Raw genomic sequence first — 23,586 nt, 5'->3', positions numbered from 1 at the left:
TGGAGGTAGAGTTCTGGTGCCCCAGAAGACCTGTCCTCGTCCGCGACCCGAAGGACCTGCCTGCGATGAAGACCCGCGCCGGGAGCAAAGCCCTGATCCGCGAGATCAACGAGGCGCTGGTCCTCGATGTCGTCCGCGCGCAACGACCGGTGGCCAGAGCGAGGATCGCCAGCGAGACGGGGCTGAGCCCGGCGACCGTCACCGGGATCACCGCCAAGCTGGTCCAGGCCGGACTGCTCATCGAGACCGACGTCGCGCGCGGCACGGGCGGCCGTCCCGCCCGGCTGCTGGACCTGGGCCGTGGCGCGGTGCTCGCGGCCGGCGTGCGGCTGTCGACCTCGGAGGTCTTCGTCCTGCTGGTCAACCTGCGTGGCGAGGTCGTCGCCTCGCACCGGGAGCCGCTCACCTCGGTACGGCCGGAGGACGTGGGGGAGAGCATCGCGCGGGCGGTGCGCGCCGCGAGCGCCGGCCGGGAGTCGGCGACGCTCATCGGGGTGGGGGTGGCGATCTCGGGTGTGGTCGACCAGGCGAGCGGCGAGGTACGGCACAGCGGTTCGCTGGGCTGGGCGCACGTGCCGTTCCAGGCGCAGCTCAGCTCGCGGCTCCAGGCGCCGGTGGTCATCGACAGCTACGCCAACTCCGTCGCGTCCGGCCTGCTGCTCTTCGACGGGCGGCTCGCGGGGCGCGACCTGCTGGTGTTCAGCGTGGGGCCGAGCCTGGGCGCGTCCGTGGTGGTGCAGGGCGGCATCCACCGCGGATTCAGCGGCGCGGCCGGCGGTTTCGCCCATGCCCGTGTCGAGGCCGGCGCCCGACGGCCTTGTCACTGCGGCGCGTTGGACTGCCTGGAGACGTGGTCGAGCGGGTGGGGCATCCAGCGTGAACTCGGCAGGCGCGGCCACGGCGACCAGCGCCTGGACGCCGACGCGGCGCTGCTCGGCGAGGCGGGCGACCGGCTCGGCGTCGCCATGGCGAACGCCGCCAAGATGTTCGGCCCCGAGCGCGTGGTGGTCGCGTTCACCCCGGAGATGAACCTGCCGGAACTCGCGGCCCGCGTGGAGCGGGTCTTCCGCCGGCAGTACGAGCACGAGAACACGCCGGCCCCGGATCTGGAGCTGACTGCGACCGACCCGTCCACGCACGGCCGCGGCGCCGCCTACACCGTCCTCGCGCGGATGTTCACCGTCGGTGCCACCGAACAGGCCTGAAGCTTCCGGGTGAGCCCGATCCGGGTGGGCCCGAGCCTGCGTGCACCCGCGTGCCGCGCAGCCGTATCGGGAACAGCCGGTCCGGCCGTCGCCGTTGCACTGACCGACGGCCCGGCGCCGTACGCGCGGGGGATACGGTGATCACAAGGTCGTCCGCCCCCGCGCGGAATCGGGCTCCGAGGTGGCGGTACGCCTGCCGCGCACCGGGACCACGACACATCTCTGCAGAAGGACTGTTTGATGGCTGACCGGCCCCTGACGCTCATGGCAGTGCACGCCCACCCCGACGACGAGGCCACCGGAACCGGGGGAGTCCTCGCGCGGTACGCGGCGGAAGGCATCCGCACGGTTCTCGTGACCTGTACCGACGGCGGTTGCGGTGACGGACCGGGAGGCGTCAAGCCGGGCGATCCCGGCCACGATCCGGTGGCCGTCGCCTCGATGCGCCGCAAGGAACTCGAGGCGAGCTGCGACGTGCTGAAGGTCGGCGATCTGGAGATGCTCGACTACGCCGACTCCGGAATGATGGGCTGGTCGAGCAACGACGCCCCCGGGTCCTTCTGGCAGACCCCCGTGCAGGAAGGCGCGGCCCGGCTCGCGGACCTCATGCGGGAGTACCGGCCCGATGTGGTCGTCACCTACGACGAGAACGGCTTCTACGGCCACCCCGACCACATCCAGGCCCACCGCATCACGATGGCGGCGCTGGAGATGACGGACCTGACACCGAAGGTGTACTGGACCACCATGCCCCGCACGATGTTCCAGCGGTTCGGCGAGGTCATGCGCGAGTTGGACGAGGACATGCCGGAGCCGGACCCCGCCCAGGCCGCCGCGATGGCCGAGATCGGCCTCCCCGACGATCAGATCACCACATGGGTGGACACCACGGCGTTCAGCGGTCAGAAGTTCGACGCGCTGGCCGCGCACGCCAGCCAGGGCGAGAACATCTTCTTCCTCAAGATGGGCAAGGAGAGGTTCGGCGAGTTGATGGGCATGGAGACCTTCGTCCGGGTCCAGGACGCCACCGGCGCGGCCACACCCGAGAACGACCTCTTCGCCGGCCTGCGCTGATTCGCCGGACCGCGCTGATTCGCCGGCCTGCGCTGATCCACACCCGCCCGGCCGCCGGCCCGGCCCCGCCTGCCCGCGGGGCTCAGACCAGCACACCGTCCTCGGCGACGACCCTGCCCTGGCGGATGACGACACGGTCCTGCGGCCGGTCCATCACCGCGCTGGTCACCGTCTCCCCGGAGAGCAGGACGAGGTCGGCGGCATCGCCCTGGGCCAAGCCGCGGGGTTCCGAGGCGGCGGCCGTCCAGGCGGCGCCGACCCCGCCGACCCCGCCGCCCGCCAGGACCGCTCGGCCGCCCACGGTGGCCAGCGCGACGCAGCGCTCGATGTGCTCGTCGCGACGTAGCTGGTTGGTGAACGCGAGCTGCCAGGTGCGGCCGAGGATGTCGCCGTCGCCGAACGGCGACCAGTAGTCCCGAATGCCGTCCTGGCCCAGGCCCACCCGCACGCGGTGCTCGGCCAGCAGTTCCAGGGGCAGCGTGCGCCGGCCGCTCGGGGCGATCGTGGTGAGGGCGATGTCGAGTTCGGCGAGCTGGGTGACCAGTTCCTCGACCCGGCCGGCCTCCGATGTGGCCAGCGCGAAGGCGTGCGAGATCGTCACCTTGCCCCGCATGGACAAGGCGCGGACCCGGTCGAAGACGAGGTCGAGCGTGAAGGCCCCGAGCTCGCCCACCTCGTGGAGGTGCAGGTCCAGGCCGGTCTGGTGGCGTTCGGCCAGGCCGAACACGATGTCCAGGTGCTCGACGGGATCGCGATCGAGGCCGCAGGGGTCGATGCCGCCCACCAGATCCGCGCCGCTGGAGAGCGCGTCGGCCAGCAGGTCGGCGGTGCCGCGGTCGCGGACGATCCCGGCCTGCGGGAAGGCGACGACCTGGACCGTCGCCCGGTCCCGGTGCGCTTCGCGCGCGGCGAGGACGCCGTCGAGCCGGTCGAGGCCGGATTCCGTGTCGACCTGGGCGTGGCTGCGTACGGCGGTGGCGCCCGAGGCGATGGTCCTGCCGAGCGTGTGGGTCGCCCGCTCGCTGACGCTCGCCTCCGCGGAACGCCAGTTGGCCCGGTCGTTCTCGATCAGGCCCTCAAGACCCGGCCCCGCGGTGTGCGGGCGGAACGGCAGGCCGAGCCGGGTGGAGTCGAGGTGGGCGTGCGCGTCGGTGAAGGAGGGCAGCGCGATCCGCCCGCGTCCGTCGATGACGCCTGGCTCGTCCCGCGCCGTCGGGCCGCCGGCCGGCAGCACCTGCGTGATCCGGCCGTCCTCGACGAGGATGTCGCTCAGCTCGCCCGCCCAGGGGCGTACGTCGATGATCTTCTTCGGACTCGTCATGGCTCTCCGTAGGTTTTCAGCGGGGCAGGCGGGCGGGGCGGGCCGGGCGGGGCGGGCTCACTGCAGCGCGCACTGCTGCTCCTGTCCGGCGATGATCGACAGGACGATCTCGGAGGCGCGCGCCGCGTCCCCCGCCCTGATCGCGTCGAACAGGGCCTCGTGGTCGTCGCCGCCCTCGCCGACGGCGTGTTCGAGCGACCGGACCGTGTCCAGGGACTCCCGCATGGCCAGCGAGATCCCCTCGTAGAGGTCCAGGAGCAGGGAGTTGCCGGCGGCCTTCGCGACGGCCAGGTGGAAGGAGACGTCGGCGTCGACGAAGGTCGACTGGTCGCCCGTGGAGGCCGCCTCGCGCCGGCGCCGCAGGATGTCGGCCATCGCCTCCAGGTCGTCCTCGGTACGCCGTGCGGCGGCCAGTTGGACCGCGGCCGTGTCCAGCCCGCGCCGCACTTCCAGGACATCCCGGGTCTTGCTGTCCGTGAGCTTGCGGTTGAGCGCCACGGTCGCCTCGTCGACCGCGATCACATACGTGCCGTCGCCCTGCCGTACGGAGAGCAGGCCGGCGTAGGTGAGGGCGCGGATGGCCTCGCGCAGCGGCGCTCGGCTCAGGCCCATGGTCTGGGTGAGTTCCGCCTCGGACGGCAGCCGGTCGCCCAGCGCCCAGTTCCCCTCGCGGATCTGGTCGCGGATCTCCTCGATGGCGACCTGTACTGCGGAAACGCGGTTGAAGCGCGGCACTTAACCCCCCACCTTCCTGGTGGTCAGCCGGGTCCTCGCCGGTGGAGCGGCGACCGAGGCGATGCCATGTCGTGCGGCTCGGAGGATCTGCCGAAAGTCCATCGAGGTCCCTATCCAGAAACATCAGACGTCTGGTAATCAGATTACATGACGACCACGTCCCCGCGTATCGCCTTCGATCAAACCGAGTCCCGAGCCCTCCCTGACCGAGCCTCAGATCCGCGCACGACCAAGCGTCTTGGAGCCATGTGCGGCCCGGTACAGGGCATCGGCGCGGGCGACTGGCCGGCGGCCCTCGACCTGGCCGGCGAACTGGGCCTGGGCGGCGTGCTCTTCGCCGACCCTCGCGCGGTCAGCCCTTCGCTGGACCGGGCCGAACTGCGGGCGGCCCGGCAGGCCGCCGACGAGCGCGAGCTCTTCGTCGAAGCCGGAGTGGGCTGCCTCGGCCCGCACGGCGACCACGCCGAACGCGTCGCCGAACTCACCGCGATGATCGGTGCAGCCGTGGCCCTGGGCTGCGACCGGTTCTTCGCCTACACCAGGACCGAGCGGCAGCGCGCCTCACCCTCGCACGCCGAGCAACTGGCCGAGACCCAGCGGACGTTGGCCGCCCTGCGGCCGGTGCTGCTGGAACACGGCTGCCGGCTCAACGTGAAGACCCACGAGGACCTCTCCTCGGACGAGGTGATCCGGCTGGTCGAGACCGCCGGCACCGACGTGTTCGGGGTGAGCCTCGACGTGGCGAACCTCGTCGTACGCGCCGAGGACCCGGTCGAGGTGACCCGGCGGCTCGCGCCCTACGTCCACCAGACCCATCTGGAGGACGTCGCGCTGTACTTCACCCCCGCCGGCCTGCGCCGCGAACTGCGGCCCTGCGGCGACGGAGTGCTCGACTGGACCGCGATCCTGGACGCCCTCGTCCGGGACGCTCCGGCCCGGCACCTCGTCTTCGAGCAGCATCGCGGGCAGTTCGACACGGAGATGTTCCGGGACGACTGGTTCGACGCGGAACCCCACATCAGGCCACGGGAGTTGGCCCGCCTGGTGCGCGCCGCGGTGCGCTGCGAGCGCTCGGCGGCCGAGCAGGGCGGCCGGCAGCCGGTCGACGCCGCATCGCGGACCGACACCGCCGGGTACCGCGCCGAACTGCGCCGAAGCATCACCCACGTGCGTTCCGTACTGGTCACGATCTCTGGAGAGCAGCCGTGACAACCATCGCCTCGACCCGGCTGCGCGCCGTGCGCCGCCGGGTCTCAAGAAACGACAAGGTCCTGGTGGTCGCCCTGAGCGCGCTGGGAGTCCTCGCCCTGGTCGTGATCTTCGGCCCGCTCGTGTGGCCGGACAACTCCAACACCGTCGATCTGGCCCAGCAGTTCACCCCGCCCTCGGCCCACCACCCGCTGGGGACCGACAACCTCGGCCGGGACATGCTCGCCCGGGTACTGGTCGGCGCGCGGGCCTCGCTCGGCGCGGGCCTGGTCGTCGCCCTGGCCGGGGCGGTCCTCGGCTGTATCACCGGTCTGCTCGCCGGGGCGCTGGGGGGCTACGTCGACACGGTCCTGACCTGGCTGACCAACTCGATCCTCTGCTTCCCCTCGATCATGCTCGCGATGGCGGTCGTGATGGCCCTCAAACCCGGCATACCCGCGGTCGTGATCGGCCTGTCGATCCACTCGTTCCCCTGGTACATGCGCACCCTGCGCAGCGAGGTCATGCGGATCTCCGCCAAGGACTTCGTCAAGTCCACCCGGGCAATCGGGGCGACCCAGCGCCGGACCCTGTTCGTCCACATCTTCCCGCACCTGGTCTCCACCATCGTGCTGCAGATGGCGGCCGTCTTCGGCGCGGCGGTCCTCTCGCTCGCGGCACTGGGCTTCCTCGGCATGGGCGCCCAGCCGCCGACCGCCGAACTCGGCTCGATGATCACCGACGGCCAGCAGTTCTTCCTGACCGGCCAGTGGTGGGTCGCGGCCTTCCCCGGCCTCGTGCTGCTCATCGCCGTGACCCTGACCACCGTCGTCGCCGACCGGACACGCGAGATCCTCGACCCGCGCGGCGAGTACATCGTGGCCGACTGACGAGAGGGACCCTGATGCTCGCCACCGTCTCCAAGCGCCTCGCCGTCGGGATCACCACCATCCTCGGCGCGCTGGTGTTCTCCTTCCTCATGCTGCGCAAGCTGCCCGGCGACCCGGCCCGGCTCGTCGGCGGTGACCTCGCCAACCCGACGACGATCGCCCACATCCGCGCCTCGATGGGGCTCGACAAGTCACTGCCGGCGCAGTTCTGGGACTACCTCACCGCCCTCGCGCACGGCAACCTCGGATTCTCCTTCAGCACCGGCCAACCGGTGGCCGGCCTGCTCCGCTCCCGGCTGCCGGCCACGATCGAACTCGGCCTGACCGGCGTGTTCATCGCCGTGGCGTCGGCACTCCTCTTCGGCGCCGTCGCGGTCTACCGTCGCAAGAAGGGCGCCGACGTCTCGCTGCGGACCACCTCGTCGCTGGCGATGGGCTCCCCGCCCTTCTGGCTCGCCCTCGTGGCCATCCTGCTGCTCTCGGTCAAGCTCGGGATCTTTCCCGGCCCCGAGGGACGGCTGTCGCCGGGCAGGGCCACTCCGCCCGACGTCACCGGCCTCTACACCGTCGACGCCCTGCTCGCCGGCCAGTTCCCGACCTTCTTCAACGCCGTCTGGCATCTGATCCTGCCCGGCTGCACCATCGCGGTCGGACCGTTCGCCTTCCTCAGCCGGCTGTTCCGGTCGCAGCTGCGAAACACGATCCGGGAGCCGTTCGTACTGGTCGCGCGGAGCCGGGGCATCACCCGCCGCGCCGCGTTCCTGCGCCATGTCGTGCCCAACTCGCTGCTTCCCCTGGTGGCCGCCACCGCGATGCTCCTCGCCGAGCTGATGACCGGCAGCGTCCTGGTGGAGAAGGTGTTCGGCTGGCCCGGCGTCGGCTCGCTCACCGTCGACGCGATCCTCCAGAAGGACTTCTCGGTCGTCCAGGGAGTCATCGTGCTGAGCGCCTTCCTCTACGTGGCGGTCAGCTTCCTGGCCGACGTCACCTACTCCACCATCGACCCCCGCATCCGAGTCGGCGCCAAGTGAGATGACAAACCGGACAGGAGCCGAGCTGATGGCTCAGACACCAGCAACCGCCGCCACCACACCCCCTACCGACGCCCTGCTCCAGGTCAAGGGCCTGCGCACCGAGTTCGCCACCCCCAGGGGAAAGGTGGCCGCCGTACGGGACGTCAGCTTCACCGTCCACCGCCGCGAGCGCCTGGCGATCGTGGGGGAGTCGGGCTCGGGCAAGTCGGCGATGGCCATGTCCATCGTCGGCCTCCTCCAGCCACCCGGCCGGGTGACCGAGGGGGAGGTGCTGCTCGACGGACAGGATCTGCGCGGGCTCCCGGACTCCGCGATGTCCCACGTCCGCGGCCGCCGGATCTCCCTGGTCTTCCAGGACCCCATGAGCGCGCTGGACCCGATCCGCAGCATCGGCTCCCAGATGGTGGAGGGCATCCGCGCCCATCAGGACATCACCCGCAAGGCCGCCCGGAAGCTGGCCGCCGACCTGCTCGGCGAGGTCGGCGTGGTCAACGCCGCCGACCGGTTGGCGGACTACCCGCACCAGTACTCCGGCGGCATGCGGCAGCGCGTGCTGATCGCGATGGCGCTCGCCAACTCGCCCGAGCTGGTGATCGCCGACGAACCGACCACCGCGCTCGACGTGACCACCCAGGCCCAGGTACTGGAACTGCTCGACCGCCTGGTGACCGACCGCGGCGCGGCCCTGATGCTGATCACGCACAACCTCGGCATCGTCGCCGGCTACTGCGACTCGGTGAAGGTCATGTACGCCGGCCAACTGGTCGAGGAGAGCCGCAGCCGGGACCTGTTCTCCGCGGCGGCACACCCCTACTCCCGCGAGCTGATCAAGTGCGTGCTGAGGACCGACCAGGTCCCGCAGGGGCGGCTGTCCACGATCCCCGGCGCGCTCCCCGACCCCACCCTGCCCATCACGGGCTGCTCCTTCGAGCCGCGCTGCCCGGCCGGCCGCGGCAAGCCCGACTGCCGCAGCCGGGAACCGGTGCTCGTCAGCCTCGGCGCGCCGGGCGCCGAGCGCGCCACCAAGTGCCACTTCCCCGGCACCGAAGAGCTGGAGGACACCGAATGACTTCCCCGCCAGTCCAGCAGGCCGCCGAACCCGACGTGCTGCTGCGCGTCGCCGACCTCACCAAGTCCTTCGGCGGCAGGCGCGCCGGCGTCGGCACCCGCAGGACCGGGCAGGTGCACGCGCTGCGGCAGGTCTCCTTCGAGGTGCGCCGGGGTGAAACCCTCGGACTCGTCGGCGAGTCCGGCTCCGGCAAGTCCACCGCCGCCTCGTGCGCGCTGCGGATGACCGACCCCGATTCCGGCTCGGTCGTCTTCGACGGAGACGACGTCGGGAAGATGTCGCAAGCCGCGCTGCGGCAGATGCGCTCGCGGGTGCAGATGGTCTTCCAGGACCCCTACGGCTCGCTGGACCCGCGCTTCTCGGTACGCCGGCTCGTCGAGGAACCGCTCCTGGTGCACGGCGAGCGCGACCCCGCCGTCCGGCGGGCCCGAGCCCTGGAGATGCTCGAACGGGTGGGCCTGTCGGCGGAACTGGCCGAACGCAACGCCCACGCCTTCTCCGGCGGCCAGCGCCAGCGCATCGCCATCGCCCGCGCGCTTGTCCTCCACCCCGAACTCCTCGTCCTCGACGAGCCGGTGACGGCCCTGGACGTGTCGGTGCAGGCCCAGGTCCTCAACCTGCTGGCGGACCTCCAGTCCGGACTGGGCCTGACCTGCCTGTTCATCGTGCACGACCTCGCCGTGGCCCGGTACGTCTGCCATCGCATCGCGGTGATGTACCTCGGCGAGATCGTGGAGGTCGCCGACTCCGACGAACTGTTCGCCAACCCGCTGCACCCCTACACCGTGACGCTGCTGCTCGCCGCGCCCGTCCCCGACCCCGACGTCATGGAGCGCAGCCGGCGCGCCCTGGACACGGCCAAACCGGCCGCCGGTCCGGCGCCGGCCGAGGGCTGCCCCCTGCTGCCCCGCTGCCCGGTCGGCGCCGGCCGCCCCGACTGCGCGCAGCGCCGCCCCCGGCTGCGCGAGGTCGTCCCCGGACACCAGGTCGCCTGCCACTTCCCGGGCGAGATGCAGGAGCAACTCGCCCGGCGGGCCGGCGCCCAGAGCCGTACCCCCACGCTTGGAGAGGAGGACAAGTGACAAGAACCGATCGGATACCGGCCCGTCCCCACCGCCGCACCCTGCTCGCGGTCGGCCTCGCCGCCACCGCGGCCATGACCGCGGCCTGCGGCGGCTCGGACGTCAACGGCGCGGGGGCCGGCTCCGACCGCCCGTTCACGGTGAACTGGGCGACGAGCATCTCCAGCCTCGACCCCGCGTTCTCGTGTCCCGGCGACGACAACTCCCTGGCCGGCAGCTTCTACGGACGGCTGGTCAAGCAGTCGGTCACCACCGACAAGGACGGGTTCACCACCGCCGACCCCGACCCGTCGAAGGTGCAGCCCGACCTCGCCACGAGCTGGAAGGTCTCCGACCAGGGGAAGACGTACACCTTCACGCTGCCCGCCGGAAGGACGTTCGCCAACGGCGACCCGCTGGACGCCAACGCGGTGAAGTACTCCCTGGACCGCACCGTGAAGATGGGTGCCTGCGGCGCGCTCTCACTGCAACTCGGCATCACCGACCCGCCGTTGATCACCGGTGTGGACGCGCCCGACGCGACCACCGTGGTGCTGCACCTGCGGAAGGCGTATCCCGAGATCCTCTACAGCCTGTCCCAGAGCCGCGGCTCGATCTACGACCCCAAGCCGATCGAGGCCCACGGCGGCGTCAAGGCGGGCAGCCCGAACCAGTGGCTGCAAAGCCACACCGCGAGCAGCAGCGGACCGTACGTCCTGCAGACCTACGTCCCCAACAACCACGCCGTCCTGGTACGCAATCCGCACTACTACGGCACCCCGGCCATCGAACCGAAGGTCCAGGTCAACTTCATCCCGTCGATCCCGACCCTGCTGCTCCAGGCCGAGAACAGCCAGGCCGACGTCACGCTCGGGCTGCCACCGCAGAGCGTGCACAGCGTCAGCGGCAAGTCCTGCTGCAAGGTCGTCAGCGCGGGCAGCGCCACACCGGTCACGGTCTCGCTGAACAACCAGGGCCCCGTCACGGGCAACGCGAAGTTCCGCGAGGCCCTCACCTACGCCATCCCCTACCAGCAGATCATCTCCAAGCTCGTCTACGGCTACGGCGACTCCTACTACGGCCCCGTGGTGCCGGGCATGGCCGGCTACCACGCGTCCCTCGAACCGCCGCGGGCCTACGACCCCGCCAAGGCCAAGCGGTTGCTGGCCGCGTCGGGCCTGAAGTCGCCCCACCTCGACCTGATGATCAACCCGCAGTCGCCCGGCGTGTCCGACCTCGCGGCGCTGCTCCAGTCCGTCTGGCGCGCCATCGGCGTCAAGGTGAACCTCGTGGCGAAGCCGCCGGCCGACTTCAGCACGCTGTTCAACAACGGCACCTACCAGTCGGCGCTGCTCTTCGAGTCCAGCACACCACTGGGCAGTTACGAACTGCGCAAGAAGACGACCTGCGGCAGCAGCTTCAACAACCAGCACATCTGCCTGCCCGGCAGCAAGCCGCTGCTCGCCCAGCTCAACAGCGTCACCGACCCGGCGCAACAGCAGCAGCTCATCGACCGGATCAGCACGCTCTGGGTGGACAACTCGCCGACGATCATCCTCTACCGCGCCCGGTTCACCGCCGTGCTCGGCAGGAACGTCAAGCGCTTCGCGTACGCCGGGAACCTGCCCCTCGCGCAGTGGGGCCGATAGCCGGCCCGCACCCGGCGCCTCGCGCCGTACGCCTCAGGTATTGCGCGTGACGCCTTACGCCCCGTGCATCGCCGTGAGGACCCAGCACCCAGCACCCAGTACCCAAGCGGCCGGCATCCCGCGGCCGCACGCGACTCGGCCCAGCGGCCGAGCCAGAAGTCACAAGGAGAACCCCGCCATGAAGATCGGTGTCGACGGCCGGAAGATCCCCGGCGCTGCGGACCGTACCCCCCTGGAGATCCTCGGATACGCCCGTGAGCTGGGCATGGAGGGCGTGTACTTCCGCACCGTGCTCGACATCTCGCCGACGCTCGACCTCGGCGTGCTCCGGGAGGTCCGCCGCGAGGCGGACACGCTGGGCCTCTACCTCCAGATGGGGCTCGGCAAGGTCAACCCGTACGCCGCGGCCGAGGCCCCGGAGATCCGCAGGCTGGGCGAGGGCGACTACACCCGCGGCATGCTGCGCATGCTCCAGGCGTGCCGCGAGGGCGCCGACTGCGGTGAGTTGTGGGTCGCCTGCTGCAACTACAAGGCCGATCTGCCCGGTTACTACGCCATCGACCGGTTCCGCACCGACGCACCCTGGGCGGACCAACTCGTCGCGATCGAGAAGTTCCTGGGTCTGCTCGCGCCGGCCGCCCGCGACCTGGACTGCCACCTCAACATGGAGACCCACGAGGAGATCACCACGACCGAGGTGGTCCGGCTGGTCGAGGCGATCGGGCCGGACGTCATGGGGATCACCTTCGACACCGCGAACGTCATGGTGCGCGGCGAGGAGCCGGTGGCCGCCGCGCGCCGGGTCGCCCCGTACGTCCGGGCCACGCACCTGCGCGACTCGATCCTCCAGCGCACCGGTGTCGGTCTCACCCGGACCTTCTCGCCCTGCGGCCTGGGGGTCATCGACTGGGCCGGCCTGCTCGGCGCGCTGCTGGAGCACGTACCCGACCTGGACGCCTCCATCGAGCCCGCGGGACCGACGCTGGCGATCCCGATCGGGATCGCGGACGAGAGCTGGCGTGCACTGCACCCGGATCTCGTGGAGGACGAGGTGACCGAGCTGGTCCGCCTCGCGGACGACTACGCGCGGCGCTCGGCCGACGGTGCGGTGCCGTCGGTGGAGGACTTCCGCGCGATCCCGTTCGACGGCGAGGACTTCGTCCTGCGCAGCGCCGAGCATCTGCGCAAGACGCTCGCGGCCCTCCAGACACCCGGCGCGACGGCCGGCGAGAACCGCTGACGTGACCGTGCCCGCCGGCCAGAAACGCCACCGCCCCCAGCGAGGTTCGACGTGACCAGTCAGCACAGCCCTGCCGGCGCGAGCCCGGCGCCGAACCCGGTGCCGAGCCAGGCTCCGAGTCCGGCGCTGAACCCCGCGACGAACCCCGCGCCGGGCCAGGACGCGAGAGCGGCGCCGAACCCGAACCCGAACCCGATCCGGGTCCTGGTCCTCAACTGCAATGTGACCGAGTCGATGACCGAGGTCATCGGGGAGTCGGCCCGGGCCGCCGCGGGCCCGGGGACGGTCGTCACCGCCGTCTCACCGGAGTGGGGAGTGGTCTCGGCCGAGGGCTATCTGGACAGTTTCATCGCCGCGACGGCCATGCTCGACCGGCTCGCCACCTGGCCCGGCGGCATGGACGCGGTCGTGCTGGCCGGCTTCGGCGAGCACGGGCGGGAGGCCGCCCGCGAACTGCTGGACGTACCGGTGGTGGACATCACCGACGCGGCCGCGCACGTGGCGCTGATGCTGGCGCCCCGCTACGGCGTGGTGACCACCCTGGCCCGCTCCGTCGTGCAGATCCAGGACAGCCTGCGGACGGCCGGGGTGGCGGACCACTGCGTCGGCGTGCTCGCCGCGGGCGTCCCGGTGCTGTCGGCCCACGCCGACGTCGCCCGTAGCCGCGAGGCCGTCCTGGCGTGCGGCCGCCGGCTGATCGACTCCGGCGCCGAGGCGCTGGTGCTCGGCTGCGCGGGCTTCGCCGGCCGCGCGGCCTCCTTCGAGGAGGAACTGGGCATTCCGGTGATCGACCCGGTCGCCGCCGGGCTGCTCTTCGCCGAAGGGCTGGCCCGGCTCGGCCTGCGGACGAGCAAGGTGTCGACCTTCGCCCGGCCGCTGCCCAAGTCCCGTCCGGGCTGGGGCTCCGAACCGCACCGGACGCCCGGCGTCCAGGACACCCACCCCGTCTGACAGTTCGCGGGCCTCCCGCGGCAACCGCAAGCGAGCGGCGGACCCGTCCGGGTCCGGAAAGGAGACACATGACCACCACGGTGCACGCGCGCTACGTGCTCGGCTACCGCGAGGGCGACCATGTGCTGATCGAGGACGCCTCCGTCGTGTACGACGGTGCGCGCGTCGTGTACGCGGGACCGCGCCGGGAGGGCACGGCGGGGGAGACGATCGACCTGGGCGAGGCCCTGGTGACACCGGGCCTCATCGACCTCGACGCGGTGTCGGACATCGACCACGCGCTGCTCGACTCCTGGTCCGCACCGGAAGCCGCCGCGGGACTCCAGTGGTCGGCGGAGTACTTCACCCACCACCGTCACGACGTCTTCGACCAGGAGGAACGGAACTTCATCCGGCAGTACGGCCTCGCCCAGCTCCTGCTGCACGGCATCACGACCTGCATGCCGATCGCCTCGGAGGCCCACAGCTCCTGGGCCGAGACCTACCAGGACGCGGTCGGCATCGCCGAGGCGGCCCGCGCCCTGGGCATCCGCGCCTACGTGGGTCCCAGCTACCGAGCGGGGGTCAACGTGGTGCGCGGCGAGGGCGGGCGGGAGGTCCGGTGGGAGGAGCAGCGCGGGCTCGCCGGCCTGCGGGACGCCGAGCGCTTCCTGGAGTACGCCCGGTCGTCCGCAGGCGACGGCCTGGTCCGGGGCGCCCTGCTGCCGTGCCGGATCGAGACCATGACCCCGGAACTGCTCGCGGCCACCGCCGAACTGGCCCGCCGCCACGACGTGCCGGTCCGGCTGCACTGCATGCAGGGCACCGTCGAACTCGACCTGCTCCGCAACGAGTACGCCGCGACACCGCTGGAGATCATCGAACGTGCGGGCCTGCTCGGCTGCCGGCTGCTCCTGCCGCACGCGACCTACGGCGCGGGCGGCGGGACGCGGGGGACGGCGCCCTCGGACAGCGAACTGGAGACCCTCGCCCGCGCCGGGGCGTCGATCGTCCACTGCCCGTCGACGTCCCTGCGCTACGGCATGGTGCTGGACAGCTTCGACCGGTTCGGCCGGGCAGGGGTGAACATCACGCTCGGCAGCGACAGTTTCCCGCCCGACCTGTTCCGCGCGATGGACGTGGGGTCCAGCCTCGCCAAGGTGCTCGAAGGCCGGCTCGACGCCGGCGACCCGGCCGCGTACTTCCGCGCGGCGACGCTCAACGCCGCGCGGGCCCTGGGCCGCGACGACCTCGGGCGGCTCGCGCCCGGTGCGCAGGCCGACCTGGTCGCGGTCCGGCTCACCGACTTCCGGCTCGGTGTCCTCGACGACCCGCTGCGCACCTTCCTGATGTCCGGCTCGCCGCGCGACATCGCCCTGACGGTGGTGGCCGGACGCACCGTGGTCCGGGACGGCGAACTGCCGGGGCGCGACGTGACCGCCATGAAGAGCCGGGCCCAGCGGCTCTTCGGCCGGATGCGGGCGGCCTACGGCGAGCGGAACGCGCACCGCCGTGCCGCCGCCGACCTCTTCCCTCCCGTCTTCCCACGGCTCCCCGCGGAGCCCGCCGCAAGCGAGGTGCCGTGAGGGACGAGTTCCGCTGACGTGCACGGTCTTGGCGGTGGTGATGCTCCACGCGTGCGGCCGGCCGGTGATGAGTTCGGCGAGTTACGCCTGCGCGCCGGTGGCCTCGGTGGCGCCGAAGTAGTTCGGGTCATCGCGCCAGTGCACGATCTTCCCGTCCCGCACGGTGAGCACGCCCATCGTCGAGGTGCACCGGAACGCCTCCCCGGTGACCTTCGAGACCCCGGACAGTGCGAACTCGAAGGTCACCACCTCGGGGTCGGTGCTCTCGTAGACGGTCGCCTCGTTGGCCTGGACGTCCAGCGTGGCCATCGCGGCGCTCATCGCGTCCTGGCGTCGCTCGGCGAAGTGGGCGTCGGCGTCGCAACCGTGTACCGGCACTTCCCCACGAGGGACGCGCTGTTCGAGGCGGTGCTCCTCGGCCGGATCGAGCAGTTCGTCGAGCGGGCGAAGACGCTGGTGGGCGACCGCGACCCGGCCGAGGTGTTCCAGCCTACTTCGGCCATCTCGTGGAGCAGGTGTCCCTCAACCACGCGTTGTGCGACACGCTCCAGGCAGACGCCGGCGTGCAGTTCGTGGCGCCCGAGACCCTTCGGCGCGACTTCCTCCAGGTGTTCGACGCCCTGCTGCGGCGCGCCCAGAAGACCGGGAAGGTGCGGTCCGGTCTCGACGTCGCCGACGTCCTGGACCTTGTCGTCGGCTGCGCGACAGCGGAACGCCTGGCCCGCCGTCGCAACGCGCCCCACCGGCCGCTCGGTGTCGTCCTGGACGGTCTGCGCGCCCAACCGGAGCAGCCGGTGGGCCAGCCGCTTCGACACCGCCGGCCGTGATCCAGGCGGGGCGTCCTTCGACTCGACGGGCTGAAGCTGCTCGTCCTCGACTCGGCGTCTTGTCGGGCGCCCGGGCTTGGCTGACGACGTGCCCGGTGTCGGTGTGTCCCCCGGCCGTGGGCGCCCGATCGGTGGCACCAATAAGGAAATTTCAGCCAATTTAACCTAGGATAAAAAGCCGTAAATGCGACATAGCGTAATTTGCGTCCGAGAGATATTAAAGAAACTGCAAAGCCCTGAGTGGGCAAGCCGGAACTATTCATTCCTGGATTAGCGTTCTCGACGCCAGGGTTCACGGATCGACGAAAGGGAGAGTCGGATGAAGCGTAAATTTTTCGTGACCGCGGGAGCTGTAGTTCTCACCGTCGGCGGTTTGGCTGCTACCAGCGTGCAGCCGGCGGCGGCGGCGGACAGCTACCTCCTCAAGAACGTCGCAACCGGTAAATGCATGGAAGGCGACACCGCATCCAAGGCCACCGCCGTGAAGATGGTGACCTGCAACAAGAACAGCGCTTATCAGAAGTGGGGAATCTCGAGCGGCAAGGTCGTCCTCGTATTCAGCGGTCTGGCCGAGAACTGTCTTGGCGTCCCCAAGTCTCCCAAGGGAGACATCGCCCGCTCGGTCGTGACCACCAGTTGCACGAACACGGCCTATAATTTCCAGATGCAAACGGGTGTGAAGTCGAATTACCCCATTGCGTCGACGAACCCCGGTTGCTATGTCGGGCATTACAGCTCGGGAGACACCTGGGCGTCCTGCTATGTCAACAGCGGAAGCAACACCCGCTGGAACTGGGTGTCGGCTCCGTAAGCAGCTGTTGCTTTCCCGATCCTGGGGAGTCGTTGAACGACAGTTCCGATCGGGTGGTCGTGGGGTACTCGGTACATACGGGCAGAGCCACCTGAACGGCTCGTTGGTGTCGAATCACCGAGCAACGTCAGGTGCCCGGTGCCGCAGTGTTCCTTACCGGTGGCCGGGCGGTCCGGGTCGGCCACCCGGAAATGTGGGTGTGTGGCTCGCCGATTTGGCACGTCGTCGCTCTCCTTTCCACCGCCACTGCCCAGCGGGTGGCGTCGGGGACGGGGCTACCGCATGGGTGGATGCCGCCGCGGCCGCCGACCGTGAACGATGCACCGACGCAGTGCGCGAGGATCAGCCGCAGCTCCGGATACCGCTGGAAGACGCCGGTAGAGGGCGTTGGTGATCGTGCGTGCGGTGTCGAAGGGGAACTCGACGATGGAGTTGGGGCGCTCCAAGCCCAGAACCTCGATGTACGGGCAGTCCTCAGGGTGCACGAAGACCGGCACCCGGCGCCGTGCCAGCTCCGCCAGCACCGGCTCCAGGGACGGGTCTCCCACGTACCGGCCGTGCCCGTTCGAGGTCAACGCCACGCCGTCGAGCCGGAGCTCGTCCAGGGCGTAGGCGAGTTCGGCCAGCGCCTCGTCCGGGCCGTCCACCGGCAGCGTGGCGAAGGCGCTGAAACGGCCCGGGTGATTGGCGATCAGCTCGGCGTGCCTGGGGGCGACGGCGCCGCCCGCGGGCTGGGCGGCGACAAGAACCGGCCCTTGAGCGGCGGCTCGACCAGGACGGCCAGCGCGACGGGCGCGGTGCGGCTCAGGCTCATACTGAGGCCCGGGGAGGGTCCTTCGGCCCTCGTCGTCGACCGGCGCCTTGACCACCGTGCTGATCTCCTGCGTCAGGGGCACGAAGATCGCGGCGATCGGCTCGTCCGGACTCTCGAAGCTCTCGTAGAAGTAACGGCCGGTCAGCCCCGCGACCTCGCAGACCCGTCGGGCGCTCAGGGCTGACCAGCCTTCGGCGTCGAAGACGTCCAGGCATGCCTGCATCAGGGCCTGGCGGCGGTCGGCGGCTCGCTGGGCCGCTTCGACTGCCAAGAGCCGGGCAGGCCGCGGGCGGGCGAAGCGGCCGTTGGGTCTGCGTGCGGAACCGGTAGGCAGGGAGCCGACGCCCTTCAACGCCCGAGCGTGAGGAGCCCCCTCACGCTGAGAAGCGGTCGGGGCGGCAACCCGCGAGAGCCGGTTCGACGGTTCCGCCGACCAACTCCCGTGCGACCAGGCGGCCCACGGCCGGGGCGAGCGTGACGGCCGAGTGCATCACCGCCACGTAGAGGCCGGGGACCTCGGTGACCGGGCCGATGATCGGCTCACCGTCGACGGGCATGGGGCGCACTCCGAGTCGGGTGCTGAGCAGTTCGACGCTCCCGGCGCCGTGGAAGGTGGACCGGACGGCGGCGAGGGCCTGTTCGGGGGAGTCCGCGGCGGCGATCAGCCGGTCCGCGGCGACCTGCCGGAGATCGAAGTCCTCGGTGTTGACCACGGTGCGGACCAGGCCGGCCGGGGCGCGGAAGCGGAACAGCGGGCACGGCGACGGTTCGACCGGGACGTGCACGCCGAGCGGCGCGCCCAGCGCGGCCGTGGTAACTCCGGCCGCCAGCACCACCGTCGTACCGGAGAGGGGTCCTGCTGCCGTCTCGACCCCGGCGATCCGGCCCGCCGTATCCCGGCGGACCGCGGTCACCGGCGCGTCCGGATGTACCCGGGCTCCATGACTACGAGCGCCCGCGACCAGCCGCTCGGTCACGCCCACCGCGTCGACAGCGCCGTCACCCGGCGCCCAGACCGCCCACTCCGGAGGCTGCCGAAGGGCGGGTTCGAGCGTCGCCACGGTGGCCGCGTGCACGATCGTCTGTCCGGGCCCGGCGTCCGGCGCGCTGCCCTGCCTGGTCCAGCTCAGCGAGCCGGACCAGGTCACCGGGAGCCCCGGCAACTCGGCCCCGAGCCGGTGGTACTCCGCCGTCGTGGTGGCCCGCAGCCCGGCGGCCGGACCTCTGCGCACGCCGGACGCCCCGATCCAGGCGAACGGGTCCGCCGTCACGCCCCCGCCCGGCCGCCCGGCGTCGACCAACGTCACTGACGCACCCGCCCGGGCGGCGTGATGGGCCACCGACGCGCCGACGATGCCGGCACCGACGACGATCACGCCCCGACTCACCTGTGGGTTCGACACGTTCAGGACCCTAGCGTGCCCGTTTCGGCGACGCCGGAGGGACACTGCCGAACTCCACAACCCTGCCCGCCCGGTCGGATCATAGACTTCACCCTGGTCGAGGGCTTGCGCCCCGGGGGAGGTCGCTCGACGTTCTCGTCGAGAGGCTCGATCACGGTACGGCCGAGCGCATCGTGGCGAGTCCGCTCGCGTTGCGCACCAGGACGATCAGGACCAGGACCGTGACCCGGCGGAACCCGGGCGGACAACGCGCGACTCCTTGGCGACGACCTGGACGAGCTGCCCCCGTACGGTCTCACCGGAGAACCGTGCACGGAACATTTGGAGACCTGACACCATGACCACAGAACGGCCCGCCGCACTGGTGGGCGCGTACGCGGCGCTGCCCTCCCTGCCCGCCGACCAGGAGCGCTTCTACGACGGGCTCGCCGGCCGGGGGATCGCCGACGGGCTGGAGATCCCGTTCCGTGATGGTCTCGGTGTGGACATCCGCCGGCTGGCCGCACAGATGCGGGGCCGCTTCACCCGTTCGGTGATCACCCTGATTCCCGGCACGATGGTGCGCGTGGGGGCCACGGGTGTCTTCGGGCTCGCCTCGAAGGACCAGGACGGACGGCGTGCGGCGCTCGACTTCCTCCGCGAGGCCCGTCTTGTCGCCGAGGAGCTGAACCAGCTCACCGGCGAGCAGTCGGTCTCCGCCCTCCACATCCACACCGCGCCCTCGAAGACCGCCGCCCGGGAGATGTTCGCCCGTTCCCTCGACGAGATCGCGGCGAGCGCACCCGCCGAGGGCGCCTGGTCCACCCGGCTCGTCCTGGAGCACTGCGACGCGTATGCGCCGGCCGTACCGGGCGAGAAGCGGTTCCTGCCGCTGGAAGACGAGATCCCCCTCGCACGGGAGGCGGGGATCGGTGTCACCGTCAACTGGGGCCGTTCGGCGATCGAGGCCCAGGACCCGGGCCGGCCGCTCGCCCAGGTCGAACAGCTCGCCGCCGAGGGCCTGTTGGAGGGCGTCATGTTCTCCGGCGCGGGGCCGGCCGCCAACGAGTACGGGGGAGCGTGGGCGGACGCTCACCTGCCCCTCACCGAGGACGAGCCCACCTCCCTGATGGACGCTGACGAGGTGCGCCGCTGTCTGCGCGCGGCCGAAGGGGCGTTCTCCTACGCGGGAGCGAAGATCCAGGTCCCCGGTGGCGCCACCGTCGACGAGAGGCTCGCGATGGTGGGCCGCGTCATGCGGCTCCTGGGTCAGAAGAACTCGTAGAGGAGTTTGCCCGTTCGCCCTGTTCACCCCGTGACCGGTGTCCCGGGGAGCGGTCCGCCCCCTCCTGCCCGCAGACAGGTGCGCGGTGGGTCCGTCCATCGGGCCGGGTTCGGCGATCACCGCCCGGTGGAAGTGCGCGGAGACGGCCGGGTCGGCCAGGGCGCCGGCCCGCTCGCCGACCTGCGCGCGCTGGCCGCCGCGTACCGGGGGTGGGCCGTCGCCCACCGCCACCTCTACGCCGTGCTGTTCGGCGGTGCGCAGCGCTTCGACCCCTCGGGCGAGGTGGGCTCCGGTGACCCCGTCAGGCCGCTGCTCGCGGGGATCGACCGGGCCGTGGAGGGTTCGGTGCTCGCGGGCGAACCGACCCTGATCGCCCTCTCGTTGTGGGTGACCCTGCACGGGCTGGTGTCGCTCGAACTGGCCGGCGCGCTCGACTCCGCGACGCTGGATCGGGCGTTCGGGTCGACGATCGACGCGACGCTGCGCGGGTGGGCGCCCGCATCGGCCGGGGGCCCTCCGCTCGCGTAGGGGCCCTCGGCTCACGCGCCGGGCCGCCGGCCCGAAGCACGCCGTACGTCGACACGTGGTGCGCGGAACTCCCCCGGGGAGCGCCGGACCTACTCCCCGCGGGGACCGCGGCGCCGAGGCGGGCTCGTCCGGGTTCCTGCGTCGGAGAGCCGCACCGTCGTTGATCGGGCCCGATAGGTTGGTCGGATGGGAGCCTCTGTGCGGTATGACCGCCCTGGTCGCGTGATCTTTCTCAACGGCACATCAAGTGCCGGTAAGACCACCTTGGCCCGCGCGATCCAGGAAGAAAGCGATGAGCCGTACCTGTACTGGGGCATCGATACGCTGTTCGCGATGGTGCCGGAGAAGTGGGCCGGCGCCCGCGGCGGGCCCTTGAGCTTCGAAGGGTTCCGCTACGACCGGTCGGAGCGTGACGAGGACGGCCGTCAGCTGATCATCATCCGGTACGGCGACGTCGGCCGCCGGATGCTTGCCGCCGCCTGTGCGTCGGTCGCCGAGCTGGCGCTCAAGGGCTGCAACGTCGTGGTCGACGAGATGCTGCTGGGTCCCGATCTGCTGGAGGACTGGCTCCAGGCGCTCTCCGGCGTACAGGTCTATCTCGTCGGGGTGTACTGCCCGGTCGATGTGCTTGAGGAGCGGGAGGCGGCACGGGGCAATCCGGCGGGCCTGGCGAGGGGACACCTGCGGACGGTTCATGCCCATGAGGCCAGGTACGACCTCAAGGTCGATACCAGCAAGGCCCCCGCGCAAGAGCTGGCGCGCACGGTTCTTCGGGCTCACTCGCACGCGGTAGCAGCGGGGCACCACGGTGGCGGGCCGGGAAGCCAGAGGTGAAGGCCCTCGTCGACGGCGCGATCGCCGGTGACCTGGACTACCGGTTGGCGTGGGCGAAGGGGCACTTGGAGAGCGGTGGCCGGCCGCACGGAACCGAGGCCGGCCACTGCCTTGTGCGTCCCCGCTCAGCGGCGCGCCGTGTAGGGCGGGAAGGCGGTGGGATCGGTGAGGTCCAGGTCGGCGTCGGGCCAGCGTCGGCGCAGCAGGTCGGCGGTGTGACGGGCCCAGCCGGTGAGGTGGGGGAAGACGCGATGGGCCTCGGCGGTACGGGCCGCGGCTTCCAACGTCTCGACGAGCTGGGGTCTGCTGTGGTCTCCGGGCGCGCGGGTGTCGAGGAGGGCGAACCGTTGCAGACGGACGATCGCCCAGGAGATGCACGCCGCTGCCAGGCCGAATCCGAACCGCAGGTCGTCTTCCGCCTGGGGAATGCCGTGGGCCAGAGCACCGCGGTAGTGGTCGCCCAGGCCGGCGCTCAGGGGATCACCCACAGTCATCCATGCCGGGCCGGGCACATGAAGGCAGACGGCGTCGAGGAGGGCGTGGGTGTAGCACGCTGACTCGAAGTCGATGAGGCGAGCGTCGGCGGGGCCTGACTCGTGGAGCAGGACGTTGTTCGTCTCCGCATCGCCGTTGCTGAATGCCAGGAACGGGCCGGGCTCGCTCAACTCGGTGAGAGCGGAATCGAGTTCGGTCTCGGCTCGCCCGGTGATGGGGGCGCAGAGAATCGAGGTGGGTCCGTGCCCGTGTGCCTCGTCCCGGAGCCGGGCGAACCGGTCCACGTGATCGGCTTCCGGGTTGCGCGGCGCGCTGGACGACCGTCGCGCGCGGTAGGTGTCGGCGTACCCGGCCGTGGCAGCGTTGAGTTCGCCGCGGGCGCGGGCGAAGGCGACCAGTCGATCGGAGTGGGCCGCAGATCCGTCACGGCGGAGCAACTCGTCCAGGGCGGTGCGGGGTGCCAGATCCTCCAGCACCACGATTCCCTCGGAAAGGTCGGCGGCGACAGCCCGCGGGGCAAGAGCCAGACCGAGGTCCTCGGAGAGGAACCGGAGCGCAGCCAGCTCGGTGTGGAGTCGCAAGGGTTCGGTGCGAGTGTCGCTCCGATGACTCCGCACCCATTTGACGACCACGGTCCTGGGAACCGCCGCGCCGCGGAGCGTTGCACGGGCGACGGACCAGGGCGCCAAGTGCTCCCAGGCCTCGACCCGGACGGGTGACGCGTAACGATCCGTCAGGAGGGCTTCCACGGTGGAGCGTCGAGGGCGCGCAGTCACGGCAGGCATCGGGGCACTGTATTGCGGCGGATGGAGGGGATGCCCAGGGGGATGTCCGGCAGGAGCGGCTGGAACGCCTGGCTGTCGGGCACGTTCGCGCCGGAGACCGCGAGGGCCGGCGGGATGCGCATACCTCCTTGAGTGAGGGTTCGCGTCGCGTGGCAGACACACGTCCGATCGCTGGAATCGTCAGGTTAGCTGACGAACAAGTCAATGGAACTGACTATGCTGCCGCGGGGCTGAAGCCTGCCGGCGCCCACCGACTCCGGCGGCTCGGGGCGAACGGGAATCAAGGGCGGCCGGCCCGGTGGGGCCGGCCTACCGCGCGTAGGGGTCGGTGATCTCGCGGAGCTGGTCAAGGATCTGCTGCAGCAGCGCGAAGTTGCGCGTGCCCAGGTACGCCTTCCACTCCGCGAGGATCTCGTCGAGCGTCGCCGAGGCCACCTCGACCGCCCGCCTGCCGCGTTCCTCGATCACGATCAGCCGGGCGCGACCGTCCGTGGGGTCGGGGACCCGGCGGACGTAGCCCAGGCGCTCCAGTTGGTCGACCAGCACGCCGGCGCTCTGCTTGCTCATTTGTGCCTGGTCAGCGAGGTCCGTGAGGCGTGAACCGTCAGGGGCGACGCGTTGGAACACCCGACACTGGGCGAGGGTCCAGTCGTCGAACCCGGCATCCTGCAGGGCCCGGAACATCCGGTCCTCGGTGTACCGATACGGGATGAACAGCGCCACCCCTAGATTCACCTGCTGCTCGTCGTCCATACCGCTCTCGGCTCCGTCGCCCACCTGATCCCACGAGGTTCACACCTTACGTCAATGCCGCCGGGCCGGATCGCCGCCGGCGCCGGACGC

At 71.1% G+C, this 23,586-nt stretch carries 23 protein-coding genes and 1 pseudogene; 16 read left to right on the top strand and 8 right to left on the bottom strand.

What is annotated here, in order from left to right; translation table 11 throughout:
- The first annotated feature begins 65 nt into the window (after positions 1 to 65).
- Both OG370_RS03190 and OG370_RS03185 read left to right on the top strand, forming a co-directional pair.
- Positions 66 to 1,205 carry an ROK family protein gene (locus OG370_RS03190; protein WP_328460345.1) on the top strand — a complete coding sequence of 380 codons (1,140 nt, stop codon included), beginning with the start codon at positions 66 to 68 and terminating at the stop codon, positions 1,203 to 1,205.
- 240 nt (positions 1,206 to 1,445) lie between these two features.
- The gene (locus tag OG370_RS03185) at positions 1,446 to 2,279 is read left to right on the top strand and encodes a PIG-L family deacetylase (RefSeq protein ID WP_328460343.1); all 834 of its coding nucleotides are present in this window, start codon (positions 1,446 to 1,448) and stop codon (positions 2,277 to 2,279) included.
- A gap of 82 nt (positions 2,280 to 2,361) precedes the next feature.
- Here OG370_RS03185 and OG370_RS03180 read toward each other — a convergent pair whose 3' ends face one another.
- Together OG370_RS03180 and OG370_RS03175 are read right to left on the bottom strand one after the other, a co-directional pair.
- The gene (locus tag OG370_RS03180; RefSeq protein WP_328460340.1) at positions 2,362 to 3,600 is read right to left on the bottom strand and encodes an amidohydrolase; all 1,239 of its coding nucleotides are present in this window, start codon (positions 3,598 to 3,600) and stop codon (positions 2,362 to 2,364) included.
- Between the two features lie 57 nt (positions 3,601 to 3,657).
- Positions 3,658 to 4,335, bottom strand: a complete 678-nt coding sequence (locus tag OG370_RS03175) for a FadR/GntR family transcriptional regulator (RefSeq protein ID WP_328460338.1) — start codon at positions 4,333 to 4,335, stop codon at positions 3,658 to 3,660.
- A gap of 246 nt (positions 4,336 to 4,581) precedes the next feature.
- Here OG370_RS03175 and OG370_RS03170 point away from each other — a divergent pair, with 246 nt between their 5' ends.
- The 9 genes from OG370_RS03170 to OG370_RS03130 all read left to right on the top strand — a co-directional run bounded on the left by OG370_RS03170 (position 4,582) and on the right by OG370_RS03130 (position 14,982).
- Positions 4,582 to 5,544 carry a sugar phosphate isomerase/epimerase family protein gene (locus OG370_RS03170; protein ID WP_328460336.1) on the top strand — a complete coding sequence of 321 codons (963 nt, stop codon included), beginning with the start codon at positions 4,582 to 4,584 and terminating at the stop codon, positions 5,542 to 5,544.
- Positions 5,541 to 6,413, top strand: coding sequence for an ABC transporter permease (locus tag OG370_RS03165; protein WP_328460334.1), 873 nt, complete (start codon positions 5,541 to 5,543; stop codon positions 6,411 to 6,413). Before OG370_RS03170 ends, OG370_RS03165 begins: the two co-directional genes overlap by 4 nt.
- 14 nt (positions 6,414 to 6,427) lie before the next feature.
- A complete protein-coding gene (locus OG370_RS03160) occupies positions 6,428 to 7,444 on the top strand; it encodes an ABC transporter permease (protein ID WP_328460332.1) in 1,017 nt (338 codons plus the stop codon).
- Positions 7,445 to 7,472: 28 nt separating this feature from the next.
- Positions 7,473 to 8,516, top strand: coding sequence for an ABC transporter ATP-binding protein (locus OG370_RS03155; protein ID WP_328460330.1), 1,044 nt, complete (start codon positions 7,473 to 7,475; stop codon positions 8,514 to 8,516).
- The gene (locus tag OG370_RS03150) at positions 8,513 to 9,598 is read left to right on the top strand and encodes an ABC transporter ATP-binding protein (RefSeq protein WP_328460328.1); all 1,086 of its coding nucleotides are present in this window, start codon (positions 8,513 to 8,515) and stop codon (positions 9,596 to 9,598) included. The genes OG370_RS03155 and OG370_RS03150 overlap by 4 nt, the downstream gene beginning before the upstream one ends.
- Complete coding sequence (locus tag OG370_RS03145; protein ID WP_328460326.1) at positions 9,595 to 11,226, top strand: ABC transporter substrate-binding protein; 1,632 nt, start codon at positions 9,595 to 9,597, stop codon at positions 11,224 to 11,226. Before OG370_RS03150 ends, OG370_RS03145 begins: the two co-directional genes overlap by 4 nt.
- Positions 11,227 to 11,404: 178 nt before the next feature.
- Entirely contained in the window at positions 11,405 to 12,466 is a 1,062-nt protein-coding gene (locus OG370_RS03140) for a sugar phosphate isomerase/epimerase family protein (protein WP_328460324.1), read from the top strand.
- 51 nt (positions 12,467 to 12,517) lie between these two features.
- Positions 12,518 to 13,417: an aspartate/glutamate racemase family protein gene (locus OG370_RS03135; RefSeq protein ID WP_328460322.1), complete on the top strand. Its 900-nt coding sequence runs from the start codon at positions 12,518 to 12,520 to the stop codon at positions 13,415 to 13,417.
- Positions 13,418 to 13,485: 68 nt separating this feature from the next.
- Positions 13,486 to 14,982, top strand: coding sequence for a chlorohydrolase family protein (locus OG370_RS03130; RefSeq protein WP_328460320.1), 1,497 nt, complete (start codon positions 13,486 to 13,488; stop codon positions 14,980 to 14,982).
- A gap of 81 nt (positions 14,983 to 15,063) precedes the next feature.
- Here OG370_RS03130 and OG370_RS03125 read toward each other — a convergent pair whose 3' ends face one another.
- Positions 15,064 to 15,360: a hypothetical protein gene (locus tag OG370_RS03125; protein ID WP_328460318.1), complete on the bottom strand. Its 297-nt coding sequence runs from the start codon at positions 15,358 to 15,360 to the stop codon at positions 15,064 to 15,066.
- Between the two features lie 104 nt (positions 15,361 to 15,464).
- Between OG370_RS03125 and OG370_RS03120 the strand changes: the two are divergent.
- Both OG370_RS03120 and OG370_RS03115 read left to right on the top strand, forming a co-directional pair.
- Positions 15,465 to 15,809, top strand: a pseudogene (locus OG370_RS03120) (SbtR family transcriptional regulator); the annotation flags it as partial.
- A 319-nt stretch (positions 15,810 to 16,128) separates the two neighbouring features.
- Complete coding sequence (locus OG370_RS03115) at positions 16,129 to 16,620, top strand: RICIN domain-containing protein (protein WP_328460314.1); 492 nt, start codon at positions 16,129 to 16,131, stop codon at positions 16,618 to 16,620.
- Positions 16,621 to 16,895: 275 nt separating this feature from the next.
- On the opposite strand, the gene OG370_RS03110 is transcribed toward OG370_RS03115, so the two are convergent.
- Both OG370_RS03110 and OG370_RS03105 read right to left on the bottom strand, forming a co-directional pair.
- Entirely contained in the window at positions 16,896 to 17,705 is an 810-nt protein-coding gene (locus OG370_RS03110) for an amidohydrolase family protein (protein ID WP_328460312.1), read from the bottom strand.
- Between the two features lie 103 nt (positions 17,706 to 17,808).
- The gene (locus OG370_RS03105; protein WP_328460310.1) at positions 17,809 to 18,837 is read right to left on the bottom strand and encodes an NAD(P)/FAD-dependent oxidoreductase; all 1,029 of its coding nucleotides are present in this window, start codon (positions 18,835 to 18,837) and stop codon (positions 17,809 to 17,811) included.
- 337 nt (positions 18,838 to 19,174) lie between these two features.
- Here OG370_RS03105 and OG370_RS03100 point away from each other — a divergent pair, with 337 nt between their 5' ends.
- The 3 genes from OG370_RS03100 (at position 19,175) to OG370_RS03090 (ending at position 21,463) form a co-directional block, all read left to right on the top strand.
- Entirely contained in the window at positions 19,175 to 20,101 is a 927-nt protein-coding gene (locus tag OG370_RS03100) for a DUF4862 family protein (RefSeq protein ID WP_328460308.1), read from the top strand.
- 126 nt (positions 20,102 to 20,227) lie between these two features.
- A complete protein-coding gene (locus tag OG370_RS03095; RefSeq protein ID WP_328460306.1) occupies positions 20,228 to 20,629 on the top strand; it encodes a TetR-like C-terminal domain-containing protein in 402 nt (133 codons plus the stop codon).
- A 222-nt stretch (positions 20,630 to 20,851) separates the two neighbouring features.
- Positions 20,852 to 21,463 (top strand): chloramphenicol phosphotransferase CPT family protein, encoded by a 612-nt coding sequence (locus OG370_RS03090; RefSeq protein ID WP_328460304.1) that lies wholly within the window; start codon positions 20,852 to 20,854, stop codon positions 21,461 to 21,463.
- A gap of 125 nt (positions 21,464 to 21,588) precedes the next feature.
- Here the strand turns inward: OG370_RS03090 and OG370_RS03085 are convergent, their stop codons facing one another.
- The 3 genes from OG370_RS03085 to OG370_RS03075 all read right to left on the bottom strand — a co-directional run bounded on the left by OG370_RS03085 (position 21,589) and on the right by OG370_RS03075 (position 23,496).
- Positions 21,589 to 22,539 carry a hypothetical protein gene (locus OG370_RS03085; RefSeq protein ID WP_328460302.1) on the bottom strand — a complete coding sequence of 317 codons (951 nt, stop codon included), beginning with the start codon at positions 22,537 to 22,539 and terminating at the stop codon, positions 21,589 to 21,591.
- A 191-nt stretch (positions 22,540 to 22,730) separates the two neighbouring features.
- The gene (locus OG370_RS03080) at positions 22,731 to 22,865 is read right to left on the bottom strand and encodes a hypothetical protein (RefSeq protein ID WP_328460300.1); all 135 of its coding nucleotides are present in this window, start codon (positions 22,863 to 22,865) and stop codon (positions 22,731 to 22,733) included.
- A 187-nt stretch (positions 22,866 to 23,052) separates the two neighbouring features.
- On the bottom strand, positions 23,053 to 23,496 hold the full coding sequence (locus OG370_RS03075) for a MarR family winged helix-turn-helix transcriptional regulator (RefSeq protein WP_328460298.1): 444 nt from the start codon (positions 23,494 to 23,496) through the stop codon (positions 23,053 to 23,055).
- Positions 23,497 to 23,586 lie beyond the last annotated feature (90 nt).

Source organism: Streptomyces sp. NBC_00448 (assembly GCF_036014115.1).
Lineage (GTDB): Bacteria > Actinomycetota > Actinomycetes > Streptomycetales > Streptomycetaceae > Actinacidiphila.
The sequence above is the reverse complement of the archived record's forward strand: the minus strand, read 5'-3'. Positions and strand labels throughout refer to the sequence as shown.

Bases quoted from the DNA above. Each gene is read 5' to 3' on its own strand.
- OG370_RS03190 (WP_328460345.1), top strand. From the start codon at position 66: ATGAAGACCCGCGCCGGGAGCAAAGCCCTGATCCGCGAGATCAACGAG.
- OG370_RS03185 (WP_328460343.1), top strand. From the start codon at position 1,446: ATGGCTGACCGGCCCCTGACGCTCATGGCAGTGCACGCCCACCCCGAC.
- OG370_RS03180 (WP_328460340.1), bottom strand. From the start codon at position 3,600: ATGACGAGTCCGAAGAAGATCATCGACGTACGCCCCTGGGCGGGCGAG.
- OG370_RS03170 (WP_328460336.1), top strand. From the start codon at position 4,582: ATGTGCGGCCCGGTACAGGGCATCGGCGCGGGCGACTGGCCGGCGGCC.
- OG370_RS03160 (WP_328460332.1), top strand. From the start codon at position 6,428: ATGCTCGCCACCGTCTCCAAGCGCCTCGCCGTCGGGATCACCACCATC.
- OG370_RS03155 (WP_328460330.1), top strand. From the start codon at position 7,473: ATGGCTCAGACACCAGCAACCGCCGCCACCACACCCCCTACCGACGCC.
- OG370_RS03150 (WP_328460328.1), top strand. From the start codon at position 8,513: ATGACTTCCCCGCCAGTCCAGCAGGCCGCCGAACCCGACGTGCTGCTG.
- OG370_RS03140 (WP_328460324.1), top strand. From the start codon at position 11,405: ATGAAGATCGGTGTCGACGGCCGGAAGATCCCCGGCGCTGCGGACCGT.
- OG370_RS03130 (WP_328460320.1), top strand. From the start codon at position 13,486: ATGACCACCACGGTGCACGCGCGCTACGTGCTCGGCTACCGCGAGGGC.
- OG370_RS03115 (WP_328460314.1), top strand. From the start codon at position 16,129: ATGAAGCGTAAATTTTTCGTGACCGCGGGAGCTGTAGTTCTCACCGTC.
- OG370_RS03100 (WP_328460308.1), top strand. From the start codon at position 19,175: ATGACCACAGAACGGCCCGCCGCACTGGTGGGCGCGTACGCGGCGCTG.
- OG370_RS03080 (WP_328460300.1), bottom strand. From the start codon at position 22,865: ATGCGCATCCCGCCGGCCCTCGCGGTCTCCGGCGCGAACGTGCCCGAC.
- OG370_RS03075 (WP_328460298.1), bottom strand. From the start codon at position 23,496: ATGGACGACGAGCAGCAGGTGAATCTAGGGGTGGCGCTGTTCATCCCG.